Origin of the sequence: Pseudaquabacterium inlustre, assembly GCF_038066595.1 — a bacterium.
Classification (GTDB): Bacteria; Pseudomonadota; Gammaproteobacteria; order Burkholderiales; family Burkholderiaceae_C; genus Pseudaquabacterium; species Pseudaquabacterium inlustre.
Genome location: NZ_JBBUTH010000004.1, coordinates 148,681 through 167,086, shown reverse-complemented (window position 1 = coordinate 167,086; position 18,406 = coordinate 148,681). Strand labels below are relative to the sequence as shown.

Genomic DNA, 18,406 nt, shown 5'->3' with positions numbered 1-18,406 from the left:
GAAGCGGCGGACAAACCACCCGGGCCATGGACGCAAAAAAGGCGAACCGGGGTTCGCCTTGCTGCACTTGGGGCCCGAGCGCCGGCAGCGCCGGAACCTGGGATTCTAGGGCCCGGCCAGCGCCGCCTGGCGCCGGGTTCCGGGGGGCCGCCTGGGGCGACCGGATTGGTGGGTGCTGAGGGGCTCGAACCCCCGACCTACGCCTTGTAAGGGCGCCGCTCTACCAGCTGAGCTAAGCACCCGTCATGCGTAGGCGCGCGTGGCGCCGTGGTTCACTTGATGCCGTCCTTCAGGGCCTTGCCCGGACGGAACTTCGGCACCTTGGAAGCCTTGATCTTGATCACGTCACCGGTGCGGGGGTTGCGGCCGCTGCGGGCCGCGCGCTTGGTCACCGTGAAGGTGCCGAAGCCGACGATGGACACGTTGCCGTTCTTCTTCAGCGTGGTCTTCACGCCGCCGATCAAGGCGTCCAGGGCGCGCGTGGCAGCGGCCTTGGAGATGTCGGCCTGCTTGGCAATGTGCTCGATCAGATCGGTCTTGTTCACGAAGGTACCCCCTCTCGAATTGGCGCTGGCGTGGTGGTCTTGCGGGCCCTGCCGGCCCTGCTTCGGTGGCGCTGTGGTTCGCGTCGATTACAGCGGCACGCGCCGTGCAGTGTCAAGCGTGAGGCGCGGATTCTATGCGCGGGGTCAGGCGTCCGCGAGGCCCGTGTCGCGCCGGCCGAAAACCTGCTGTGTGACTCACCGCACGTCGCCCCGGCGCACCAGCACCACACCGGCCGCACACAGGCCCATGCCGGCCAGCGCCAGCAGGCCCAGGCGCTCGTCGAACAGCCACCAGGCCATCACCGCGGTGCACGGCGGCACCAGGTACAGCAGGCTGGTCACGCGCGTGGCCGCGCCGCGCTGGATCAGCATCATCAGCAGCGAGCTGCCGCCCAGCGACAGCCCCAGCACCGACCAGGCCAGCGCGATCAGCACATCGGGGTGCCACACCATCGGCGCCGTCTCCAGCGCGGCAAAGGGCAAGGTGACGAGCAGCGCCGCGGCCAGCTGCACCGCATTGCCGGCGCGCACATCCAGCGGCTGCACGAAGCGCTTCTGGTACAGCGTGCCGCTGGTGATGGCACCGAGCGCCAGCAGCGTGAGTCCCAGGTTGGCGGGCGTGACCTCGCCCGCGCCCATCTTGGGCCACACCACCAGCACCAGACCGGCCAGGCCCAGCAGCAGGCCCACCCACTGCAGCGGCGCCACCGCATGCCGGCCGCGCTGGCTTTCCCACAACGCGGTGAGCAGCGGCTGCAGCCCGACGATCAGCGCCACCGTGCCGGCCGGCGCACCGGCACGCACGGCGGCCCACACCCCGCCCAGGTAGCCGGCATGCATCAGCACGCCGCTGACGCCCAGGTGCGCCCACTGCCGCACGCCCAGCGGCCAGGCCACGCCGGCCACGCGCATCCACAGCGCGAAGGCCAGCACCGACAGCGCATAGCGCCAGCTCAGGAACGACAGCGGCGGCACGTGCGGCATGGCCAGCCGCGCCACCACGAAGCCGGTGCTCCAGATGGCGACGAAGACCCAGGGCATGGCCGCCAGCAGGCGGGCTTGCCGCTGCGCGGCAGCGTCGTTCACTTGGCCTTGGCGCGGATTTCGGGCAGGGCGCGCTGCAGGTAGTACACCATCGACCAGATGGTGAGCACGGTGGCCACGAGGATCAACGCCGTGCCCCACAGCCGTGTGTCGACCAGGCCGAACAGCGCGCCGTCGTACAGCAGGAAGGGGATGGCCGTCATCTGCGTGGCGGTCTTGAGCTTGCCCAGCATGTGCACCGCCACGCTGCGCGAGGCGCCGATCTGCGCCATCCACTCGCGCAGCGACGAGATGGCGATCTCGCGGCCGATGATCACCAGCGCCACCAGCGCATCCACCCGGTCGAGCTTGACCAGGATGAGCAGCGAGGCACAGACCAGGAACTTGTCGGCCACCGGGTCGAGGAAGGCGCCGAAGGACGAGGTCTGGTTGAGCTTGCGCGCCAGCCAGCCGTCCAGCCAGTCGGTCAGCGCGAACACCACGAACATCACCGTGGCGATCAGGTTGCGCGTGGCCGCATCCAGCGGCAGGTAGAACACGCCGACGATCAGCGGGATCGCGACGATGCGCGCCCAGGTCAGCAGAGTCGGCAGCGTGAGGAACATGGCGGCATTGTGCATGCAGCCATGGCTCAGTCCAGGGTGCGTGGCTTGAAGCGGCGGTCGTCGGCGAACAGGAAGGTCTCGGTGTACTTCCAGGGCCGCGGCAGGTGCGACACCGGCGCAAAGGGCGCGGCGCGGTGCACGGCGTCGATGGCCAGCTGCACCGTGTCGTGGGCCTGCCCCGGCCGGCGCAGCACGCCCACACGGCGCACGCTGCCGTCGGCGTTGAGCTCCACCTCCAGCACGGGAATGGCCAGCAGCGGCTCGGGCGGCACGCCGTCGTAGGTGCGGCCGGCATTGGCGGCCACCAGCTGCTGCGCCGCCTGGCGGCGCCACTCGTCCCAGCCGCGCGCCGGCGCGGCACGCCGCGGGGCTGCGGCCTTGGGCGGCGCGGTGGCCGGGCCCGGCGCGGCCGGGGGAACCGGCGCGGCACCGCTGCGTGCGGCCGCGGGCGGTGCCTCGGCCGGCACGGCCGGCGCCGTCACCGCGGGCGGCTGGCTGCAGCCCGACAGCAGCATCAGCAGCGCGGCGCCGGCCAGCGGCGTGCACCAGCCGGCGGCCATGGTGGCCTGCGCCGTGGCGGGTCGTTCAGTGCAGTGCACGGTAGATCTCCTCGGCCAGGTCGGCCCCGATGCCGTCCACGGTGGCCAGTTCGTCGACGCTGGCGGCCGTGACGCCGCGGATGCCGCCGAAGCGCTGCAGCAGGCGCGCGCGCTTCTTCGGACCGACGCCCGGAATCTCCTCCAGCTTGCTGCCGCCGGTGCGCACGCTGGCGCGCTTGGCACGCATGCCGGTGATGGCGAAGCGGTGCGCCTCGTCACGGATCTGCGCCACCAGCATCAGCGCGGCGGAGTCGTGGCCCAGGTAGACCTTCTCGCGGCCGTCGGCGAAGACCAGTTCTTCCAGGCCCACCTTGCGGCCCTCGCCCTTCTCGACGCCGACGATGATGTGCAGCGGCAGGCCCAGCTGCGTGAACACCTCGCGCGCCATGGCCACCTGGCCGCGGCCGCCGTCCACCAGCACCAGGCCCGGCAGGCGCAGCGCCTTCGGCAGCGGCTGGTTGGTGGCGGTGCCGCCCTCGGCATCCAGCTCGCCGCTGGCCGCGGCGGCGGCGCGCGCCTCGGCCACCTTGGCATAGCGGCGTTGCAGCACCTGGCGCATCGCGGCGTAGTCGTCGCCGCCGGTGATGCCCTCGATGTTGTAGCGGCGGTACTCGGCCGGGCGCATGCCATGGGCCTCGTAGACCACACAGCTGGCCTGCGTGGCCTCGCCGGCCGTGTGGCTGATGTCGAAGCACTCGATGCGCAGCGCGTCCAGATCCTCGGCATCCAGCTCCAGCGCCTCGGCCAGCGCGCGGGTGCGCTCGCGCTGGCTGCCTTCTTCCGCCAGCAGGCGGGCCAGCGCGATCTGCGCGCCCTTGTCGGCCATCTCCAGCCACACGCGGCGCTGCTCGCGCGGGTTGGGCTGGGCGGTGATCTTCACGCCGGTCTGCTCGGCCAGGGCCTGCAGCAGTTCGCGCCGCACCGGGTGGCTCACCACCAGGCTGGGCGGCGGCGCCACGCCCAGGTAGTGCTGGGCGATGAAGGCTTCCAGCACCTGGCACTCCACCGGCAGCGCCGCCTCGGCCTCTTCCAGCGCCTCGACCTCCTCGGCACCCAGCGCGGCGGCCTCTTCCACATGGGTGGGGAAGTAGGCACGGTCGCCCAGGTGGCGGCCACCGCGCACCATGGCCAGGTTGACGCAGGCGCGCCCACCCATCACGCGCACGGCCAGAACGTCCACGTCGCGGTCGCGCGCCGACAGGCTGCTCTCGTCCACGCTCTGCTGGTGCAGCACGCGCGACAAGGCACCGATGCGGTCACGCACCTCGGCCGCGCGCTCGAACTCCAGGCCGTCGGAAAACGCCATCATCTGGCGCTGCAGATCGCCCAGCACGGCATCGGTGTCGCCACGCAAAAAGCGCTCGGCATCGGCCACGTCGCGGGCATAGTCGGCCGGCGTGATCAGGCCCACGCAGGGCCCCGAGCAGCGGCGGATCTGGTACAGCAGACAGGGCCGCGAGCGGTTGGCATAGACCGTGTCCTCGCAGGTGCGCAGGCGGAAGGCCTTCTGCAGCAGCTGGATGGTCTCCTTCACCGCCCAGGCGCCGGGGTACGGGCCGAAGTAGGTGTGCTTGCGATCGACCGCGCCGCGGTAGTAGGCCATGCGCGGGAACGGGTGACGCTCCAGCTTCAGGTAGGGATAGCTCTTGTCGTCGCGGAACAGGATGTTGAACCGTGGGTTCAACGCCTTGATCAGGTTGTTTTCCAGCAGCAGGGCCTCGGCCTCGCTGCGCACCACCGTGGTCTCGAGCCGCGCGATGCGGCCCACCATCACGCCGATGCGCGTGCCGCCGTGGTCCTTCTGGAAATAGCTGGAGACGCGCTTCTTCAGGTTGCGCGCCTTGCCCACGTACAGCACCTCGCCGCGCGCATCGAAGTAGCGGTAGACGCCCGGCAGGCCCGGCAGCGCCGCCACCTCGGCCAGCACGCGCTCGCGCTGCAGCGCCTCGGGGCTGGGCGTCTCGGGCGTCTCGGGGGTGTCGGGCGTCTGGGGGGCTTCGGGCGCGGTCATCGGGCGTCGGCGGATCGGGGCGTGATTGTCACCGCAGGACAATCGCCCCATGCCCTTGCCACCCGCCACCCGCTTCACCCCGCGCGCAGCCACCTGGGACCTGTTCTGCCGCGTCATCGACAACCACGGCGACCTGGGCGTCAGCTGGCGCCTGGCCCGCGCGCTGGCGCGCCGCGGCGTGGCCGTGCGCCTGTGGGTGGACGACGCCTCAGCACTGACCTGGATGGCCCCCCACCTCGGCGGTGGGGGCGAGCCCGGCGTGCAGGTCATCGCCTGGACCGACAGCCCCGACCCGGTGCCCGGCCTGCAGCCCGGCGACGTGGTGGTGGAAACCTTCGGCTGCGATCCGCCGCCGGCCTTCGTCGCGCGCATGGCGGCGATGGCGCGGCCGCCGGTGTGGATCAACCTCGAATACCTCAGCGCCGAGGACTATGTGGAGCGCTCGCACCGGCTGGCCTCGCCGCAGTTCAGCGGGCCGGGCCAGGGCCTGACCAAGTGGTTCTTCTACCCCGGCTTCACCGCCGCCACCGGCGGGCTGATGCACGACGACGTGCCGGCCGGCGCCGCTGCCGAGCACCGCGCCTGGCTGCAGGCGCAGGGCTGGTGCGCGGCCGGCGATTGGCCGGTCTCGCTGTTCTGCTACGACAACCCGGCGCTGCCGGGGCTGATCCAGCGCCTGCCTGCGTGGGCCGGTGGCGCGCCGGTGCGCCTGCTGGCCGCACCGGGTGCCGCGCAGCGCCAGGTGCAGGCGCTGGCCGATGCCGGCGCATTGCCGGCCGGCGCGGCCGTCACCGCCCTGCCCTGGCTGCCGCAGCCCGACTACGACCGCCTGCTGGCCGGCTGCGCGCTGAACCTGGTGCGCGGCGAAGACTCGTTCGTGCGCGCCCAGGTGGCCAGCGCGGCGCCCATGCTGTGGCAGATCTACCCGCAGCACGATGGCGTGCATGCGGCCAAGCTGGAAGCCTTCGTGCGGCGCCTCACCGCCGGCGCCCCGCCGGCACTGGCCGCCACCGTGGCCCAGGCGCAGCGCGCCGCCAATGGCCTGGCGCCCTGGCCCGAGGCCCTGCCGCCGGCCGCCGACTGGGCGGCGCTGCACACCCGCTGGCGTGACGGGCTGCGCTCGCGCACCGACCTGGTGAGCCAGCTCCAGCAATTCGTCATGGGGAAAACGCTAGAATAGCGGGCTTTGCGCCCGAGCCACCTGCTTTTTCAGGGTCCGCGCCGGCCGCTCCATCGACACAGATCCAACTCTCTGGATACACGGGGACCCCCATGAAAATCGCTCAGGAAATCCGCGCCGGCAACGTCATCATGCATGACAAGAACCCGTGGGTGGTTCTGAAGACCGAGTACTCGCGCGGCGGCCGCAATGCGGCCACGGTGCGCATGAAGCTCAAGAGCCTGCTGAACAACCAGGGCACGGAAATCGTCTTCAAGGCCGACGACAAGATGGACCAGATCGTGCTGGACAAGAAGGAGTGCACCTACTCCTACTTCGCCGATCCGATGTACGTCTGGATGGACACCGAGTACAACCAGTATGAGGTGGAAGCCGAGAACATGGGCGACGCCGTCAGCTACCTGGAAGACGGCATGCAGGCCGAAGTGGTGTTCTACGACGGCAAGGCCATCTCGGTGGAACTGCCCACCAGCGTGGTGCGCGAGATCACCTGGACCGAGCCGGCCGTCAAGGGCGACACCTCGGGCAAGGTGCTCAAGCCCGCCAAGATCGCCACCGGCCACGAAGTGATGGTGCCGATCTTCGTTGCCCAGGGCGACAAGATCGAAATCGACACCCGCACCAACGAGTACCGCAAGCGCGTCTGATCTCGGTCAGACCCGATGCGACAGGGGCACTTCGGTGCCCCTTTGTCATGGTGCCCGGCCTGCATCCGGGCGGCCCGTCGGTGCTACCGTGCGTCCCACCATGAGCGACACCCTCGGCTTCGATTTCGACTTCGCGGTTCAGGCACCGTTTCGCATGCAGCCCGGCCTGCGCCGCCTGGCGCCGGGCACACCGCAACTCACGCCGGCCGCGCTGCCGCACCGCGGTGTCTCGCGCCATCTGCGCGAGAAGCTGGCCGTGCTGTGGGCCTTTGCCGACGACGCGCTGTGCGCCGTGCCCGGCTTCGATGCCCGCCCGGCGCTGAACGCGCTGGCCGCCCATGCCGCGGCCGAGCACCCCGCCGCCTGGCAGGTGGACGGCGCGCGCTGGCGCTGCGCCGGCCTGGGCTGGGGCCTGGATGCGGACGACGAGCCGGTGGGCGACGCCGACAGCGGCTGGCCCGAGATCGGCCCCTTCCTGCGCCAGATCGCCCGGCCCTGGCGCCGCGCAGCCTTGCTGTCGCTGGCCTTTTGCGAGGACTTCGCCATCGTCGACGCCGCGGGTCCGGCACCCGGCACCATCCCCTGGCTGGCCGTGGCCCTGCCCTCGGTGTGGGCGCCGGCCGAGAAGGTGGGCCGGCCCTTCGCCGAGATCCATGCCCCGGTGGCCGACAACCGACTGATCACCGGCGCCGCCGAGTCGCTGGTGAAACTGGTGACCGGCCCCGATCGCTGGGAGCGCTTCGTCTGGACGATCACGCCGCACCCGCGGCTGCACGCCCATCCACGACGTTATCCACCCGAGCGCTCGGCACCGGCCCTGCTGGCCGATGCCAGCGGCGCCACGCTGGCGGCGCAGAGCTGGTGGCGCACCGAGCGGCAGAGCTTCATCCCGGTGCCCGGCACCCAGCAGGCCGTGTTCTGCATCGGCGTCGACGTGCAGCCGCTCGGCCGCGCGCTGGCCGATCCGGCCCGTGCGCAGCGCGTGCACGCGGCCCTGGCCTCGATGAGCGATGCGGTGCTGGCCTACCGCGGCCTGACCGACGCCCGCGCGCCGCTGCTGGCCTGGCTGCAGGCGCAGGCCAGCGGCGCCACGCCGGCCACCTGAGCGCCGTGCGATGAGCTGGGGCCCGCTGCAGCCGGCGGCGATCGATTTCTCCGACCCCGCCGCACCCAGCGCGCCCGCTTTCGGCGACGTGTACCACGCGCGCCGCGGCGCGCTGGCCCAGGCCCGTCATGTCTTCCTGGCCGGCAACGGCCTGCTGACCGAGGACGGCCCGGCACGCTGGGCCGGCCGGCCGCGCTTCACAGTGTTGGAGACCGGCTTCGGCCTGGGCCACAGCTTCCTGGCCACCTGGGCCGCCTGGCGCGCCGATGCGCAGCGCCCGCGCGAGCTGGTGTTCGTGTCGATCGAGAAGCACCCGCCGCGGCGTGACGATCTGGCCCGCGCGCTGGCCGTGCACGACGGTGATGCCGGCATCGCACCGCTGGCCCAGGCCCTGCTGGCCCACTGGCCGCCGCTGACGCCCGATCTGCACCTGATCGACCTGCCCGCGCTGCCGGGCGATGCCGGCGCGGCCACCCCGCCCACCGGCCGCGTGCGCCTGCTGCTGGCACTCGGCGACATCGCCCAGGTGCTGCCCGATCTGGTGCTGCAGGCCGATGCGATCTACCTGGACGGCTTTGCGCCCAGCCGCAACCCGGCCATGTGGGACGCGCCACTGCTGCAGCGCCTGACCCGCCTGGCCGCACCGGGCGCCACCGTGGCCACCTGGAGCGTGGCCAGCGCCGTGCGCGAGGCGCTGGAACGGGCCGGCTTCCAGATGCGCAAGGTGCAGGGTTTCAGCGGCAAGCGCGAGATGAGCGTTGGCACCTTCGCGCCACGCGTGCACCCGGCGCCCCCACCGGGCCGGCCCGGTGGCACCGGCGCAGTGGCACCGCAACGTGTGGCGGTGATCGGCGCCGGCCTGGCCGGTGCCGCCGTGGCCCGTGCGCTGGCCGAACAGGGCTGCACGGTGCAGGTGATCGAGCGCCGCGACGCGCCGGCGCAGGAGACCTCGGGCAATGCCGGCGGCCTGTTCCACGGCATCGTGCATGCGCAGGACGGCCCGCACGCCCGCTGGCTGCGCGCCGGCGCCCTGCACATGCAGCGCGTGCTGGCGCCGCTGCTTGCAGGCCATACGGTGCAGGGTCAGGCCAACGGCCTGCTGCGCAGCGCGCACGACAGCACGCCCGCGGCCATGCAGGCCCTGATCGACCGGATGGGCCTGCCGCCCGACTACCTGCAGGTGGACGGCGCCGCCTGGCCCACCGGCAGCCCGCTGGCCGGCCCTGCCTGGCGCTACCCCGGCGCCGGCTGGGCGGCACCGGCCGAGGTGGTGCGGGCTTGGCTGCGCACGCCCGGCATCGCGCTGCGCTGCGGCCAGCCGGTGAGCCGACTGCAGCGCCACGGCGCGATCTGGCAACTGCTGAACGAGGACGGTCAAGCGATCGCCGAAGCCGACGCCGTGGTACTGGCCAATGCCGCCGATGCGCTGCACCTGCTGGACACACGCACCACCGCCGCCTGGCCCACCGGCCGCCAGCGCGGCCAGACCACGCTGCTGCCCGCCGGCATGCCCGGCCTGCCCGACCTGAACCAGCCGATCGCCGCCGGCGGCTATGCACTGCGCCTGCCCGACGGCCGCCTGCTGTGCGGCGCCACCTCGCAGCCGGGGGACCCGGACCCCGCCGTGCGCGAGGCCGACCACGCCGCCAACCTGGCCGCACTGCAGCGCCTGACCGGCTGGGCGCCGGCCGATCCCGCCGCGCTGCTGCCGCATCTGACCGGCCGCACCGGCTGGCGCTTCGTCACCGACGACCGACTGCCCTTGCTGGGCCCGGTGCCGGTGGCCGAGCCCACCGGCCACAAGCTGGAGCAGCCGCGGCAGATCCCGCGCGAGCCGGGGCTGTGGCTGTTCAGCGCCTTGGGTTCACGCGGCCTGAGCCAGGCGGCGCTGGGCGGCGAGGTGCTGGCGGCGTGGATCACCGGCGCGCCGATCCCGGCGCCCGCTGCGCTGCTGGATGCCGTGGACCCGGCGCGCTTCTTCGCGCGGGCGCAGCGGCATCGGCCGCGTTGAATCAGGTCACTCGAAGGTCAGCGTCTTCACGCCGGCCGCCGTGCCCAGCAGGCACACGCGCGCACGGTGGCGGGCGAAGATACCCACGGTCACCACGCCAGGCCATTGGTTCACCTCGGCTTCCATGCCCGCGGGGTCGGTGATCTGCAGGCCGCGCACGTCGAGGATGACATTGCCGTTGTCGGTGGTGCAGTTGGCACGCAGCGTTGCGTCACCGCCGTAAGCGGCCTTGAAGCGCCGCGCCACCTGGGCCGCGGCCATCGGGATCACCTCCACCGGCAGCGGGAATTTGCCCATCACCGGCACCAGCTTGCTCTCGTCGGCGATGCAGACGAAGCGGTCGGCCAGGTCGGCCACGATCTTCTCGCGGGTCAGCGCGGCACCGCCGCCCTTGACCATGTAGCCGTGCTCGTCGATCTCGTCGGCGCCGTCGATGTAGACCGGGATGCGCGCGACCGTGTTGCTGTCCAGCACCGGGATGCCGTGCGCCTGCAGGCGCTGCGTGCTGGCGATCGAACTGGACACCGCGCCGGTGATGCGGTGCTTCACCGTGGCCAGCGCATCGATGAACTGGTTGACCGTCGACCCGGTGCCCACGCCGACGATCTGGCCGTCGACCACGTGGTCGAGGGCGGCGCGGCCCACGAGGGCCTTGAGTTGATCCTGGGTCAGCGGGGCGGACATGGCAAGGGGTTCCGGTTCAGAGGGTGGGTGGGAGCGGGGTGGCGCGATGACCATGCGGGACAATCGCGCGCATCATGCCGATTGTCCCCTACGCCCTCACCCGCCCCTTTCTCTTCGGTCTCGACCCCGAGCGCGCCCACGAGCTGACGCTGGACGCCATCGCCTCGCTGCAGGGCACGCCGCTGCAATGCCTGTGGAGCGCAGCGCGCGTCGATGACCCGGTCACCGTGGCCGGGCTGCGCTTTCCCAACCGCGTGGGCCTGGCCGCCGGCCTGGACAAGAACGGGCGCTGCATCGACGGCCTGGGCGCGATGGGCTTCGGCTTCATCGAGGTGGGCACGGTCACGCCCAAGGCCCAGCCGGGCAACCCCAAGCCGCGCATGTTCCGCCTGCCCGAACGCGAGGCGCTGATCAACCGCATGGGCTTCAACAACGAGGGCCTGGACGCCTTCATCGCCAATGTGCGCAACAGTCGCAGCTTCCGCGCCAAGGGTGGCATCCTGGGCCTGAACATCGGCAAGAACGCCGCCACGCCGATCGAGGACGCCGCCAGCGATTACCTGAAGGGCCTGGACGGCGTGTACCCGCATGCCGACTACGTGACCGTCAACATCTCCAGCCCCAACACCAAGAACCTGCGCGCACTGCAGAGCGACGAGGCGCTCGACGCCTTGCTGGGCGCGCTGCAGCAGCGCCGCGCGCAACTGGCCACGCAGCATGGCAAGACCGTGCCGGTGTTCCTGAAGATCGCGCCCGATCTGGACGACGCGCAGGTCAAGGTGATCGCTGCCACGCTGCGCGCCAACGGCATCGACGGCGTGATCGCCACCAACACCACCATCAGCCGCGAGGCCGTGCAGGGCCTGCCGCATGCCGAGGAGGCCGGGGGGCTGAGCGGCACGCCGGTGCGCGAGGCCAGCAACCGCGTCATCGCGATGCTGCGCGCGGAGCTGGGCAGCGGCTACCCGATCATCGGCGTGGGCGGCGTGATGAACGGCGCCGATGCCCGCGCCAAGCTGGCGGCGGGGGCCGACCTGGTGCAGGTCTACACCGGCCTGATCTACCGTGGGCCGGGGCTGGCGGGCGAGGTGGCGCGGGCGTTGAAGCGCTGAATCGCTGAATCGCAGCAGGTAGCCGTTTGACACCGGGCGCGGCCGGATCGTAATATTTAGCGTATTACACCCTTGCAGAGGCTGCCACCATGACCATGACCGTCAAGCTCGATGCAGCGCTGGAACAGCGCCTGCGCCAGCGCTGCGCGGCGCTGGACGTGCCGGCCAGCCAGGTGATCCGCGAGGCGCTGGTGCAGTGGCTGGACAGCACGCCCGAGCCGGCGCCCTCGGCGCATGCGCTGGGTGAAGACCTGTTCGGCCGCCACGCGGGCCCGGCCGATCTGGCCAGCACACGCAAGGCCGCGCTGGCCGAGGTGTGGGCTGACAAGGCGGCACGGCCTGCGCGTACCGGCCGGCCCGGCACCCCCGGCGCAGCGCGGCGCTGAACACGGATGGCCACACGCGCCCAGGCCCGCGAAGCCTCACCGGGCTATGCCGCCGCACCGGCCCAGGTGCTGGTGGACAGCGGCCCGCTGATCGCACTGTTCAACGCCGCCGACCACTGGCACACGCCGGTGCGCGAGTGGCTGCGCGCCCACCCGGCCACGCGCCTGATCAGCACCTGGCCGGTGGCCACCGAGGTGTGCGCGCTGCTGGCGCGGCGCATTGCCAATGCGGCGGCGCTGGACTTCCTGCGCTGGGTGCAGCGTGGTGCGGTGCGGCTGGATTCTCCCGATGCCACCACCAGCCTGCCGCAGATGCTGGCCATCGCCGAGCGTTTTGCCGATCTGCCGCTGGACCTGGCCGATGCGTCGATCGCCGAGGCCGCCGCGCGGCTGAAGCTGCGCCACATCCTCAGCCTGGACAGCGACTTCGATGTCTACCGCGACCGCCAGGGTCGGCCATTGGTCAACCTGCTGCGCGGCTGACTACTCCCCAGCCACCACGCCCTCGCGCCGCGGATCGGCCCCGCCGAACCAGCCACCCGGCACGCGCTGCAGGGCCTGCAGGCCGCTGGTCAGGTCGGTCTCCAGCACCTTGTGACCCCGTGCCTGCAGCGCCTGCACGGTGCTGGCTGGAAAGCGCCCGGCTTCCAGCAGCAGCGGGCTGCCGCTGAACTGCGCCACATTGGGCAAAGCCACGGCCTGCTGCGCGTCCAGTCCCCAGGCCTGCAGGCCCAGCAGCGTCTTGACCGTGTAGTGCGGGATGGCCACGCCGCCGGGCGAGCCCAGCGTGGCCTGCAGCTGCCGGCCTGAGGCATCGAAGACCAGCGTCGGGCTCATGCTGCTGCGCGGGCGCTTGCCCGGCTGCACGCGGTTGGCCGAAGGCCGGCCCTGGGTGTCGGCCGGCGCGAACGTGAAGTCGGTGAGCTGGTTGTTCAGCAGAAAGCCGCCCGACAGCCCCGTGCCGCCGTCGCTCATCAGGTGGGCGCCAAAGGCGTATTCGATGCTGGTCGTGAAGGCCAGCGCCTGGCCTCGGGCATCGACGATGCTGATGTGGCTGGTGCCGTGCTCGGGCTCGCCGGCCGCCACGCTGGGCGTGGCGCGCGGGCCGATGCTGGACGCTCGTTTCAAAAGATAGGCATCGCCCAGCAGGCCGAGCCATCCGCCGGCCGGCGGCGCGGCGAAGGCGGGATCGGCCACCCAGCGCTCGCGGTCGGCCTGGGCCAGCTTGGCTGCCTCGGCATACACGTGCAGCCATTCGGCACCAGGCACGCCGTCGGTCAGCGCCGGGCCCTGCGGCGTCACGGCCGGCGGCAGGCGGTCGAGCAGGCCCAGCGTCTGCATCACCGCGATGTGGCCCGACGACGGCGGCGGATGGCCGCACACCCGCACCTGGTGCCAGGCGGTGCACAGCGGCTCGCGCTCGATGGCGCGGTAGGCGGCCAGATCGGCCAGGCTCAGCCGGCCGGGGTTGCCGGCATGGCCGCGCACGCGGGCCACGATGTCGGCAGCGATCGGCCCCTGGTACAGCGCGTCGGCGCCCTGCGTGGCCATGGCGCGCAGCACCTGGGCCAGCGCCGGGTTGCGCAAGCGGTGACCCACCGGCCAGGCTTGGCCTTGGGGGCCGAGAAAGTACGCTGCCGCCTGCGCATCGCGCCGCAGCGCGGCGGCACGGCTGGCAATCAGCGCATGCAGCCGGGGGCTGACGGCAAAGCCCTGCTCGGCCAGGGTTATGGCCGGCTGCATCAGCTGCGCCCAAGGCAGGCGGCCATGGCGCTGGTGCACGGCCTGCAACAGGCGCAGCACGCCCGGCACCCCCACCGCGCGGCCGCCCACCAGGGCCTGCTGCAGGCCCATCGGCTGGCCGTCGGGCTTCAGGAACAGGCGTTCATCGGCCTCGGCCGGTGCGGTCTCGCGCCCGTCCCAGGCGCTCACGCGCTCGCCATCCCACAGCAGCAGGAAGCCGCCACCGCCGATGCCGCTGCTCTGCGGCTCCACCAGGGTCAGCACCATCTGCACGGCCACCGCGGCGTCCACCGCGCTGCCGCCGGCGGCCAGCATGCGCGCACCGGCCTCGGCGGCCAGCGGGTTGGCGGCGGCCACGGCGTGGTGCTTGAAAGTCCAGCCGGGCTTGGCGCTCAGGCCGGTGGCGGCCTCGGGCTGGGCCTGGGTGGGCGCCGCCTCGCCCGGCAGGTTGCGCAGCGGCGCCACGCAGGCCGACAGTGCCCAGGCCAAGCAGGCCGCCAGAAATGAAAAACGCCGCATCGGCGCATGCTAGCGCCGGCGGCGTTCCGGGGCCGGCGCCACGCCTTGCGGCGCGGCACGGGATCAGCGCATCACTGCAGCGTCACACCCGTCTTGGATTGCAGTTCCTCGCGGGTCACGCCCGGCGCCATCTCCACCACCTTCAGGCCGTGCGGGGTCACGTCCAGCACCGCCAGGTCGGTGATGATGCGGTCGACCACGCCCACGCCGGTCAGCGGCAGCGTGCAGCTGGGCAGGATCTTCAGGTCGAAGCCGCCGTCCTTGCGGCGCGCCACGTGCTCCATCAGCACCACCACGCTCTTGACGCCGGCCACCAGGTCCATGGCGCCGCCCATGCCCTTGACCATCTTGCCGGGGATCATCCAGTTGGCCAGGTCGCCCTTCTCGGACACCTGCATCGCGCCCAGGATGGACAGGTTGATCTTGCCGCCGCGGATCATCGCGAAGCTGTCGTGGCTGCCGAAGATGCTGCTGCCGGGCAGCGTGGTCACGGTCTGCTTGCCGGCATTGATCAGGTCGGGGTCGACCTCGCTCTCGTCGGGGAAGGCGCCGATGCCCAGCATGCCGTTCTCGCTTTGCAGCCACACCTCGATGTCGGGCGACACGAAGTTGGCCACCAGCGTGGGCAGGCCGATGCCCAGGTTCACGTAGAAGCCGTCCTGCAGTTCCTTGGCCGCGCGGGCGGCCATCTCGTCATGGGTCCAGGCCATCTCAAACTCCCTTGGGGTTCTGCTTGGTGGTGCGCTTCTCGATGCGCTTCTCGGGCGTGGCATTGAGCACCAGGCGGTGCACGTAGATGCCGGGCAGGTGGATGCTGTCGGGATCCAGGCTGCCGGTCTCGACGATCTCCTCCACCTCCACCACGCTGATCTTGCCGGCCATGATGGCGGCCGGGTTGAAGTTGCGCGCGGTGCGGCGGAACACCAGGTTGCCGCTCTTGTCGGCCTTCCAGGCCTTGCCCAGCGCCACATCGGGCACCAGGGCGCGTTCCATCACGTAGGTGTGGCCATCGAACTCGCGCTGCTCCTTGCCCTCGGCCACCAGCGTGCCCACGCCGGTGCGCGTGAAGAAGGCCGGGATGCCGGCGCCGCCGGCGCGCAGGCGCTCGGCCAGCGTGCCCTGCGGCGTGAACTCCAGCTCCAGTTCCTTGGCCAGGTACTGGCGCTCGAACTCCTTGTTCTCGCCCACGTAGCTGCTGATCATCTTCTTGATCTGCCGCGTCTCGAGCAGCTTGCCCAGGCCGAAGCCGTCGACACCGGCGTTGTTGGAGATGACGGTCAGGTCCTTCTTGCCGCTGTCCTTCAGCGCGTCGATCAGCGCCTCAGGAATGCCGCACAGGCCGAAACCGCCGACGGCCAGCAACTGGCCGTCGCGCACGATGTCGGCCAGGGCCGCCGCCGCGCTGGGGTAGATCTTGTTCATGGGGTGGATGCTCCGCGAAGGGCAAAAAAGGAAAGCCAATGGGTGGATGCGAACGCGGCGCGAAGCGTACTACGTATGCCATTACGTAGGTGTTACGTAAGATCGCTTACGGAACATGCCCGACGCCACGCCGGGCGCCACTGGAGACACTGCGAACCATGAGCTCGAACACCCCCCATCCGCCTGACGTCGACGTGCCTGCGCTGCAGGCCATGCTGGCCGAGCTGTTCGCCCCCTGGGTGAAGGACCTCGACCTGCGCGTGCTGCACACCCACCGCGGCGAGGTGACGCTGGCACTGCCCATCGCGCCGCGCCATGTGCACGGTGGCCAGGTGCTGTGCGGCCAGACCCTGATGGCCGCCGCCGACACCGCCATGGTGCTGGCCGCCAGCAGCCAGATCGGCGGCTTCAAGCCGATGACGACCGTGCAGCTGCAGACCAGCTTCCTGCGCCCCATCCCGGGCAGCCAGACCGAGACGGTGGGCGAGGCCAAGGTCGTGGCCCGCGTGCTGCGCGCGGGCAAGAGCCTGGTGTTCGGCGAGATCGAGGTGTTCGACACCCAGGGTCGCGTCGCCGCGCACGCCACCACCACCTATGCCCTGCTGTAAGCCGCGACGTGCCTGACCTGCCGCTCGACTACCGCACCGCCTTCGACCTGGCACCCATCGGCCTGGTGCTCAGCCGCCAGCGGCAGATCGTCGACTGCAACCGCCAGGTGCTGGCGATGTTCGGCGCCGAGCGCGAGCAGCTGATCGGCCAGAGCTTCGAGATCCTGTACCCCACGCACGACGAGTTCGAGCGCACCGGCCAGCGCATCGTTGCGGCGCTGGATGCCCAGGGCTGGTATGCCGATGAGCGGGTGATGAAGCGCGTGGATGGCGCCAGCCGAGGCGAGCTGTTCTGGTGCCATGTGAGCGGCCGCGCGCTCGACCCGGCCACGCCGCACGCGGCCGGCATCTGGGCCTTCGAGGACCTGAGCGCACGTCGCAAGCTGAAGGTCGACTTCACGCCGCGCGAGCGCGAGATCGCCGCGCTGCTGATCGAAGGCCTGACCAGCAAGCAGATCGGCAAGCGCCTGGACATCAGCCCGCGCACCGTGGACGTGTACCGCGCCCGGCTGATGCGCAAGGCCGGCGCCGCCACCACGCCCGAGCTGGTGCACAAGCTGTTGTCGGGCTGAGCGACGGCGCGCGTCATCCGCAGGGCGCCCGCCACCGTTGAAGACGCATGCACAAACGCACCGTCGCCCGTGTCCGCTCGGCCCTTCGGCAAGGTCTGGTTCTGGTCGCCATCGGCGCGGCGGCCGTGGCGGCGCGGGCCGATCTGCTGCTGTACGAGCACGACAACTTCGGCGGCCGCAGCATGCAGGTGCGCGACCGCGTGGACAACCTGTCCGAGGCCGGCTTCAACGACCGCGCCTCGTCGGTGATGGTGCGCGGCGAGGCCTGGCAGCTGTGCTCGGACGCCGATTTCCGCGGCCAGTGCGTCACGCTGCAGCCGGGCCGCTACGCCTCGCTGCGCGACATCGGGCTGAACGACGCGGTCTCGTCGGCGCGGCAGATCGGCGGCTGGGAACGCGGCGACGCGATCGAGCTGTTCGAGCACGACGACTTCCAGGGCCGGCGCTTCGGCACGGCCGATGGCATCGACAACCTGAGCAGCCGCGACTTCAACGACCGCGCGTCGTCGATCATCGTGCGCCACGGCCAGTGGGAGCTGTGCAGCGATGCCGGCTTCGGCGGCCGCTGCGTGATCCTGCGGCCGGGCCAGTACCCGCATCTGCGCGACCAGGGGCTGAACGACCAGATCTCGTCGCTGCGGCCGGTGGGGGGCCCACCGCTGTGGCCGGGCCAGCCGGGCGCGGGCCGGCCGGGCCATGAGCGCTGGGCGCCCGAGGTCCGCTTCAACCGCCAACGCGAGGCCGAGGTCAGCTACCGCGACCAGTGCGTGATCGACTACGCCGCCGATGGCCGCCGCTGGCGGCAGTGGACGGCCTGCAGCCCGGAGCAACTGCGCCGCGCCGATGCCATGGTGGCGGAACGCCGCCGCGAACAGGGCTGGTGAATCGGGCCGGCCTCGGATTCAGGTACCGGCCGGGGGAACCGCTGCCGGCGCGCCTTCGTCCTGCGGCACCGCCATGCCCAGTTCGGCCGCCATGCGCTCGACCAGCGTGCGCAGGCGCGCCAGTTCCTCGCCCTGGCGCTTGACCTCGGCCTTCAGCGCCACGGCCTCGCCCACGGTGATGGCGTCGTCGTCGCTGCCACCGGTCTCGCGCGGCGCGAACGTGGCGGGCACCACCTCGCCGCACAGCAGGTGCGCCCAGCGGCTTTCGCGCGCGCCGGGCTGGCGCGGCAGCAGCACCGCGCGCGGCGGGTAGCGGTCGGCCAGGGCCTGCAGGCAGGCCTCCACCGCGGCGATGTCGGCAAAGCGGTGCAGGCGTTCGGCGTTGGTGCGCAACTCGGCCGCCGTCTGCGGGCCGCGCAGCACCAGCACCGCCAGCAGCGCCGCAGCATCGCCCGGCACGTTGATGCCGCGCGGCGCGTTGTGCTCGTAGCGGCTGACGCGGCCGCCCGAGGTCTCGAACACCAGGCTCTGGCGCTTGAGGCTGTCGATGGCCTCCAGGATCTCGGTCTCGCCGGCGTTCATCACCGGGTCGCGCGCGGTCTTCTGGTTCACGCCCGACTGCAGCGAGTTCAGCGTCAGCGGGTAGCTGTCGGGCACGGTGGCGGCCTTTTCCACCAGCACCGCCAGCACGCGGGCTTCCAGCGGGGTCAGCTCTCGCATGGCTGCAGC

At 71.7% G+C, this 18,406-nt stretch carries 19 protein-coding genes, 1 tRNA gene and 1 pseudogene; 10 read left to right on the top strand and 11 right to left on the bottom strand.

Translation table 11 applies throughout. The features are described from left to right. Window positions 1-166 precede the first annotated feature (166 nt). The 6 genes and pseudogenes from AACH10_RS08845 to uvrC form a co-directional block, all read right to left on the bottom strand. Window positions 167-242, bottom strand: a tRNA-Val gene (locus tag AACH10_RS08845). Window positions 243-272: 30 nt separating this feature from the next. After that, window positions 273-596 (bottom strand): annotated as a pseudogene (locus AACH10_RS08840) (HU family DNA-binding protein); the annotation flags it as partial. A gap of 144 nt (window positions 597-740) precedes the next feature. Next, window positions 741-1,586 carry a DMT family transporter gene (locus tag AACH10_RS08835; RefSeq protein WP_341410438.1) on the bottom strand — a complete coding sequence of 282 codons (846 nt, stop codon included), beginning with the start codon at window positions 1,584-1,586 and terminating at the stop codon, window positions 741-743. Between the two features lie 41 nt (window positions 1,587-1,627). After that, a complete protein-coding gene (gene pgsA, locus AACH10_RS08830) occupies window positions 1,628-2,194 on the bottom strand; it encodes a CDP-diacylglycerol--glycerol-3-phosphate 3-phosphatidyltransferase (protein WP_341410025.1) in 567 nt (188 codons plus the stop codon). A 26-nt stretch (window positions 2,195-2,220) separates the two neighbouring features. Then, the gene (locus AACH10_RS08825; RefSeq protein WP_341410024.1) at window positions 2,221-2,793 is read right to left on the bottom strand and encodes a hypothetical protein; all 573 of its coding nucleotides are present in this window, start codon (window positions 2,791-2,793) and stop codon (window positions 2,221-2,223) included. Beyond that, window positions 2,780-4,804 (bottom strand): excinuclease ABC subunit UvrC, encoded by a 2,025-nt coding sequence (gene uvrC, locus AACH10_RS08820; protein WP_341410023.1) that lies wholly within the window; start codon window positions 4,802-4,804, stop codon window positions 2,780-2,782. Before uvrC ends, AACH10_RS08825 begins: the two co-directional genes overlap by 14 nt. A gap of 49 nt (window positions 4,805-4,853) precedes the next feature. On the opposite strand from uvrC, the gene earP reads away from it, so the two are divergent. From earP to mnmC, 4 genes are all read left to right on the top strand, one after another. Beyond that, on the top strand, window positions 4,854-5,984 hold the full coding sequence (gene earP, locus AACH10_RS08815; RefSeq protein ID WP_341410022.1) for an elongation factor P maturation arginine rhamnosyltransferase EarP: 1,131 nt from the start codon (window positions 4,854-4,856) through the stop codon (window positions 5,982-5,984). 92 nt (window positions 5,985-6,076) lie between these two features. Continuing rightward, a complete protein-coding gene (efp, locus tag AACH10_RS08810) occupies window positions 6,077-6,631 on the top strand; it encodes an elongation factor P (protein ID WP_341410021.1) in 555 nt (184 codons plus the stop codon). A gap of 100 nt (window positions 6,632-6,731) precedes the next feature. Beyond that, complete coding sequence (locus AACH10_RS08805) at window positions 6,732-7,736, top strand: heme-dependent oxidative N-demethylase subunit alpha family protein (RefSeq protein ID WP_341410020.1); 1,005 nt, start codon at window positions 6,732-6,734, stop codon at window positions 7,734-7,736. A 10-nt stretch (window positions 7,737-7,746) separates the two neighbouring features. Beyond that, window positions 7,747-9,747: a bifunctional tRNA (5-methylaminomethyl-2-thiouridine)(34)-methyltransferase MnmC2/FAD-dependent 5-carboxymethylaminomethyl-2-thiouridine(34) oxidoreductase MnmC1 gene (gene mnmC / locus AACH10_RS08800; RefSeq protein WP_341410019.1), complete on the top strand. Its 2,001-nt coding sequence runs from the start codon at window positions 7,747-7,749 to the stop codon at window positions 9,745-9,747. Window positions 9,748-9,753: 6 nt separating this feature from the next. Here the strand turns inward: mnmC and rpiA are convergent, their stop codons facing one another. Next, window positions 9,754-10,431: a ribose-5-phosphate isomerase RpiA gene (gene rpiA / locus AACH10_RS08795; RefSeq protein ID WP_341410018.1), complete on the bottom strand. Its 678-nt coding sequence runs from the start codon at window positions 10,429-10,431 to the stop codon at window positions 9,754-9,756. 74 nt (window positions 10,432-10,505) lie between these two features. Here rpiA and AACH10_RS08790 point away from each other — a divergent pair, with 74 nt between their 5' ends. The 3 genes from AACH10_RS08790 to AACH10_RS08780 all read left to right on the top strand — a co-directional run bounded on the left by AACH10_RS08790 (window position 10,506) and on the right by AACH10_RS08780 (window position 12,412). After that, window positions 10,506-11,543, top strand: a complete 1,038-nt coding sequence (locus tag AACH10_RS08790) for a quinone-dependent dihydroorotate dehydrogenase (RefSeq protein ID WP_341410017.1) — start codon at window positions 10,506-10,508, stop codon at window positions 11,541-11,543. Window positions 11,544-11,632: 89 nt separating this feature from the next. Then, the gene (locus AACH10_RS08785; protein WP_341410016.1) at window positions 11,633-11,929 is read left to right on the top strand and encodes a hypothetical protein; all 297 of its coding nucleotides are present in this window, start codon (window positions 11,633-11,635) and stop codon (window positions 11,927-11,929) included. Between the two features lie 6 nt (window positions 11,930-11,935). Then, on the top strand, window positions 11,936-12,412 hold the full coding sequence (locus tag AACH10_RS08780) for a type II toxin-antitoxin system VapC family toxin (protein ID WP_341410015.1): 477 nt from the start codon (window positions 11,936-11,938) through the stop codon (window positions 12,410-12,412). On the opposite strand, the gene AACH10_RS08775 is transcribed toward AACH10_RS08780, so the two are convergent. The 3 genes from AACH10_RS08775 to AACH10_RS08765 all read right to left on the bottom strand — a co-directional run bounded on the left by AACH10_RS08775 (window position 12,413) and on the right by AACH10_RS08765 (window position 15,613). Next, entirely contained in the window at window positions 12,413-14,191 is a 1,779-nt protein-coding gene (locus AACH10_RS08775) for a gamma-glutamyltransferase family protein (RefSeq protein WP_423228580.1), read from the bottom strand. It abuts the gene before it with no gap. A 71-nt stretch (window positions 14,192-14,262) separates the two neighbouring features. Beyond that, the gene (locus AACH10_RS08770) at window positions 14,263-14,901 is read right to left on the bottom strand and encodes a 3-oxoacid CoA-transferase subunit B (RefSeq protein ID WP_341410013.1); all 639 of its coding nucleotides are present in this window, start codon (window positions 14,899-14,901) and stop codon (window positions 14,263-14,265) included. Between the two features lies 1 nt (window position 14,902). Then, window positions 14,903-15,613 carry a CoA transferase subunit A gene (locus AACH10_RS08765; RefSeq protein WP_341410012.1) on the bottom strand — a complete coding sequence of 237 codons (711 nt, stop codon included), beginning with the start codon at window positions 15,611-15,613 and terminating at the stop codon, window positions 14,903-14,905. A gap of 158 nt (window positions 15,614-15,771) precedes the next feature. Here AACH10_RS08765 and AACH10_RS08760 point away from each other — a divergent pair, with 158 nt between their 5' ends. From AACH10_RS08760 to AACH10_RS08750, 3 genes are read left to right on the top strand one after another with little or no spacing between them, the layout of a single operon-like run. Next, a complete protein-coding gene (locus AACH10_RS08760) occupies window positions 15,772-16,221 on the top strand; it encodes a PaaI family thioesterase (RefSeq protein WP_341410011.1) in 450 nt (149 codons plus the stop codon). A gap of 17 nt (window positions 16,222-16,238) precedes the next feature. After that, window positions 16,239-16,793, top strand: coding sequence for a LuxR C-terminal-related transcriptional regulator (locus tag AACH10_RS08755; RefSeq protein ID WP_341410437.1), 555 nt, complete (start codon window positions 16,239-16,241; stop codon window positions 16,791-16,793). 47 nt (window positions 16,794-16,840) lie between these two features. Continuing rightward, complete coding sequence (locus AACH10_RS08750; protein ID WP_341410010.1) at window positions 16,841-17,677, top strand: beta/gamma crystallin-related protein; 837 nt, start codon at window positions 16,841-16,843, stop codon at window positions 17,675-17,677. A gap of 18 nt (window positions 17,678-17,695) precedes the next feature. Here AACH10_RS08750 and AACH10_RS08745 read toward each other — a convergent pair whose 3' ends face one another. Next, complete coding sequence (locus AACH10_RS08745; RefSeq protein WP_341410009.1) at window positions 17,696-18,397, bottom strand: YceH family protein; 702 nt, start codon at window positions 18,395-18,397, stop codon at window positions 17,696-17,698. Window positions 18,398-18,406 lie beyond the last annotated feature (9 nt).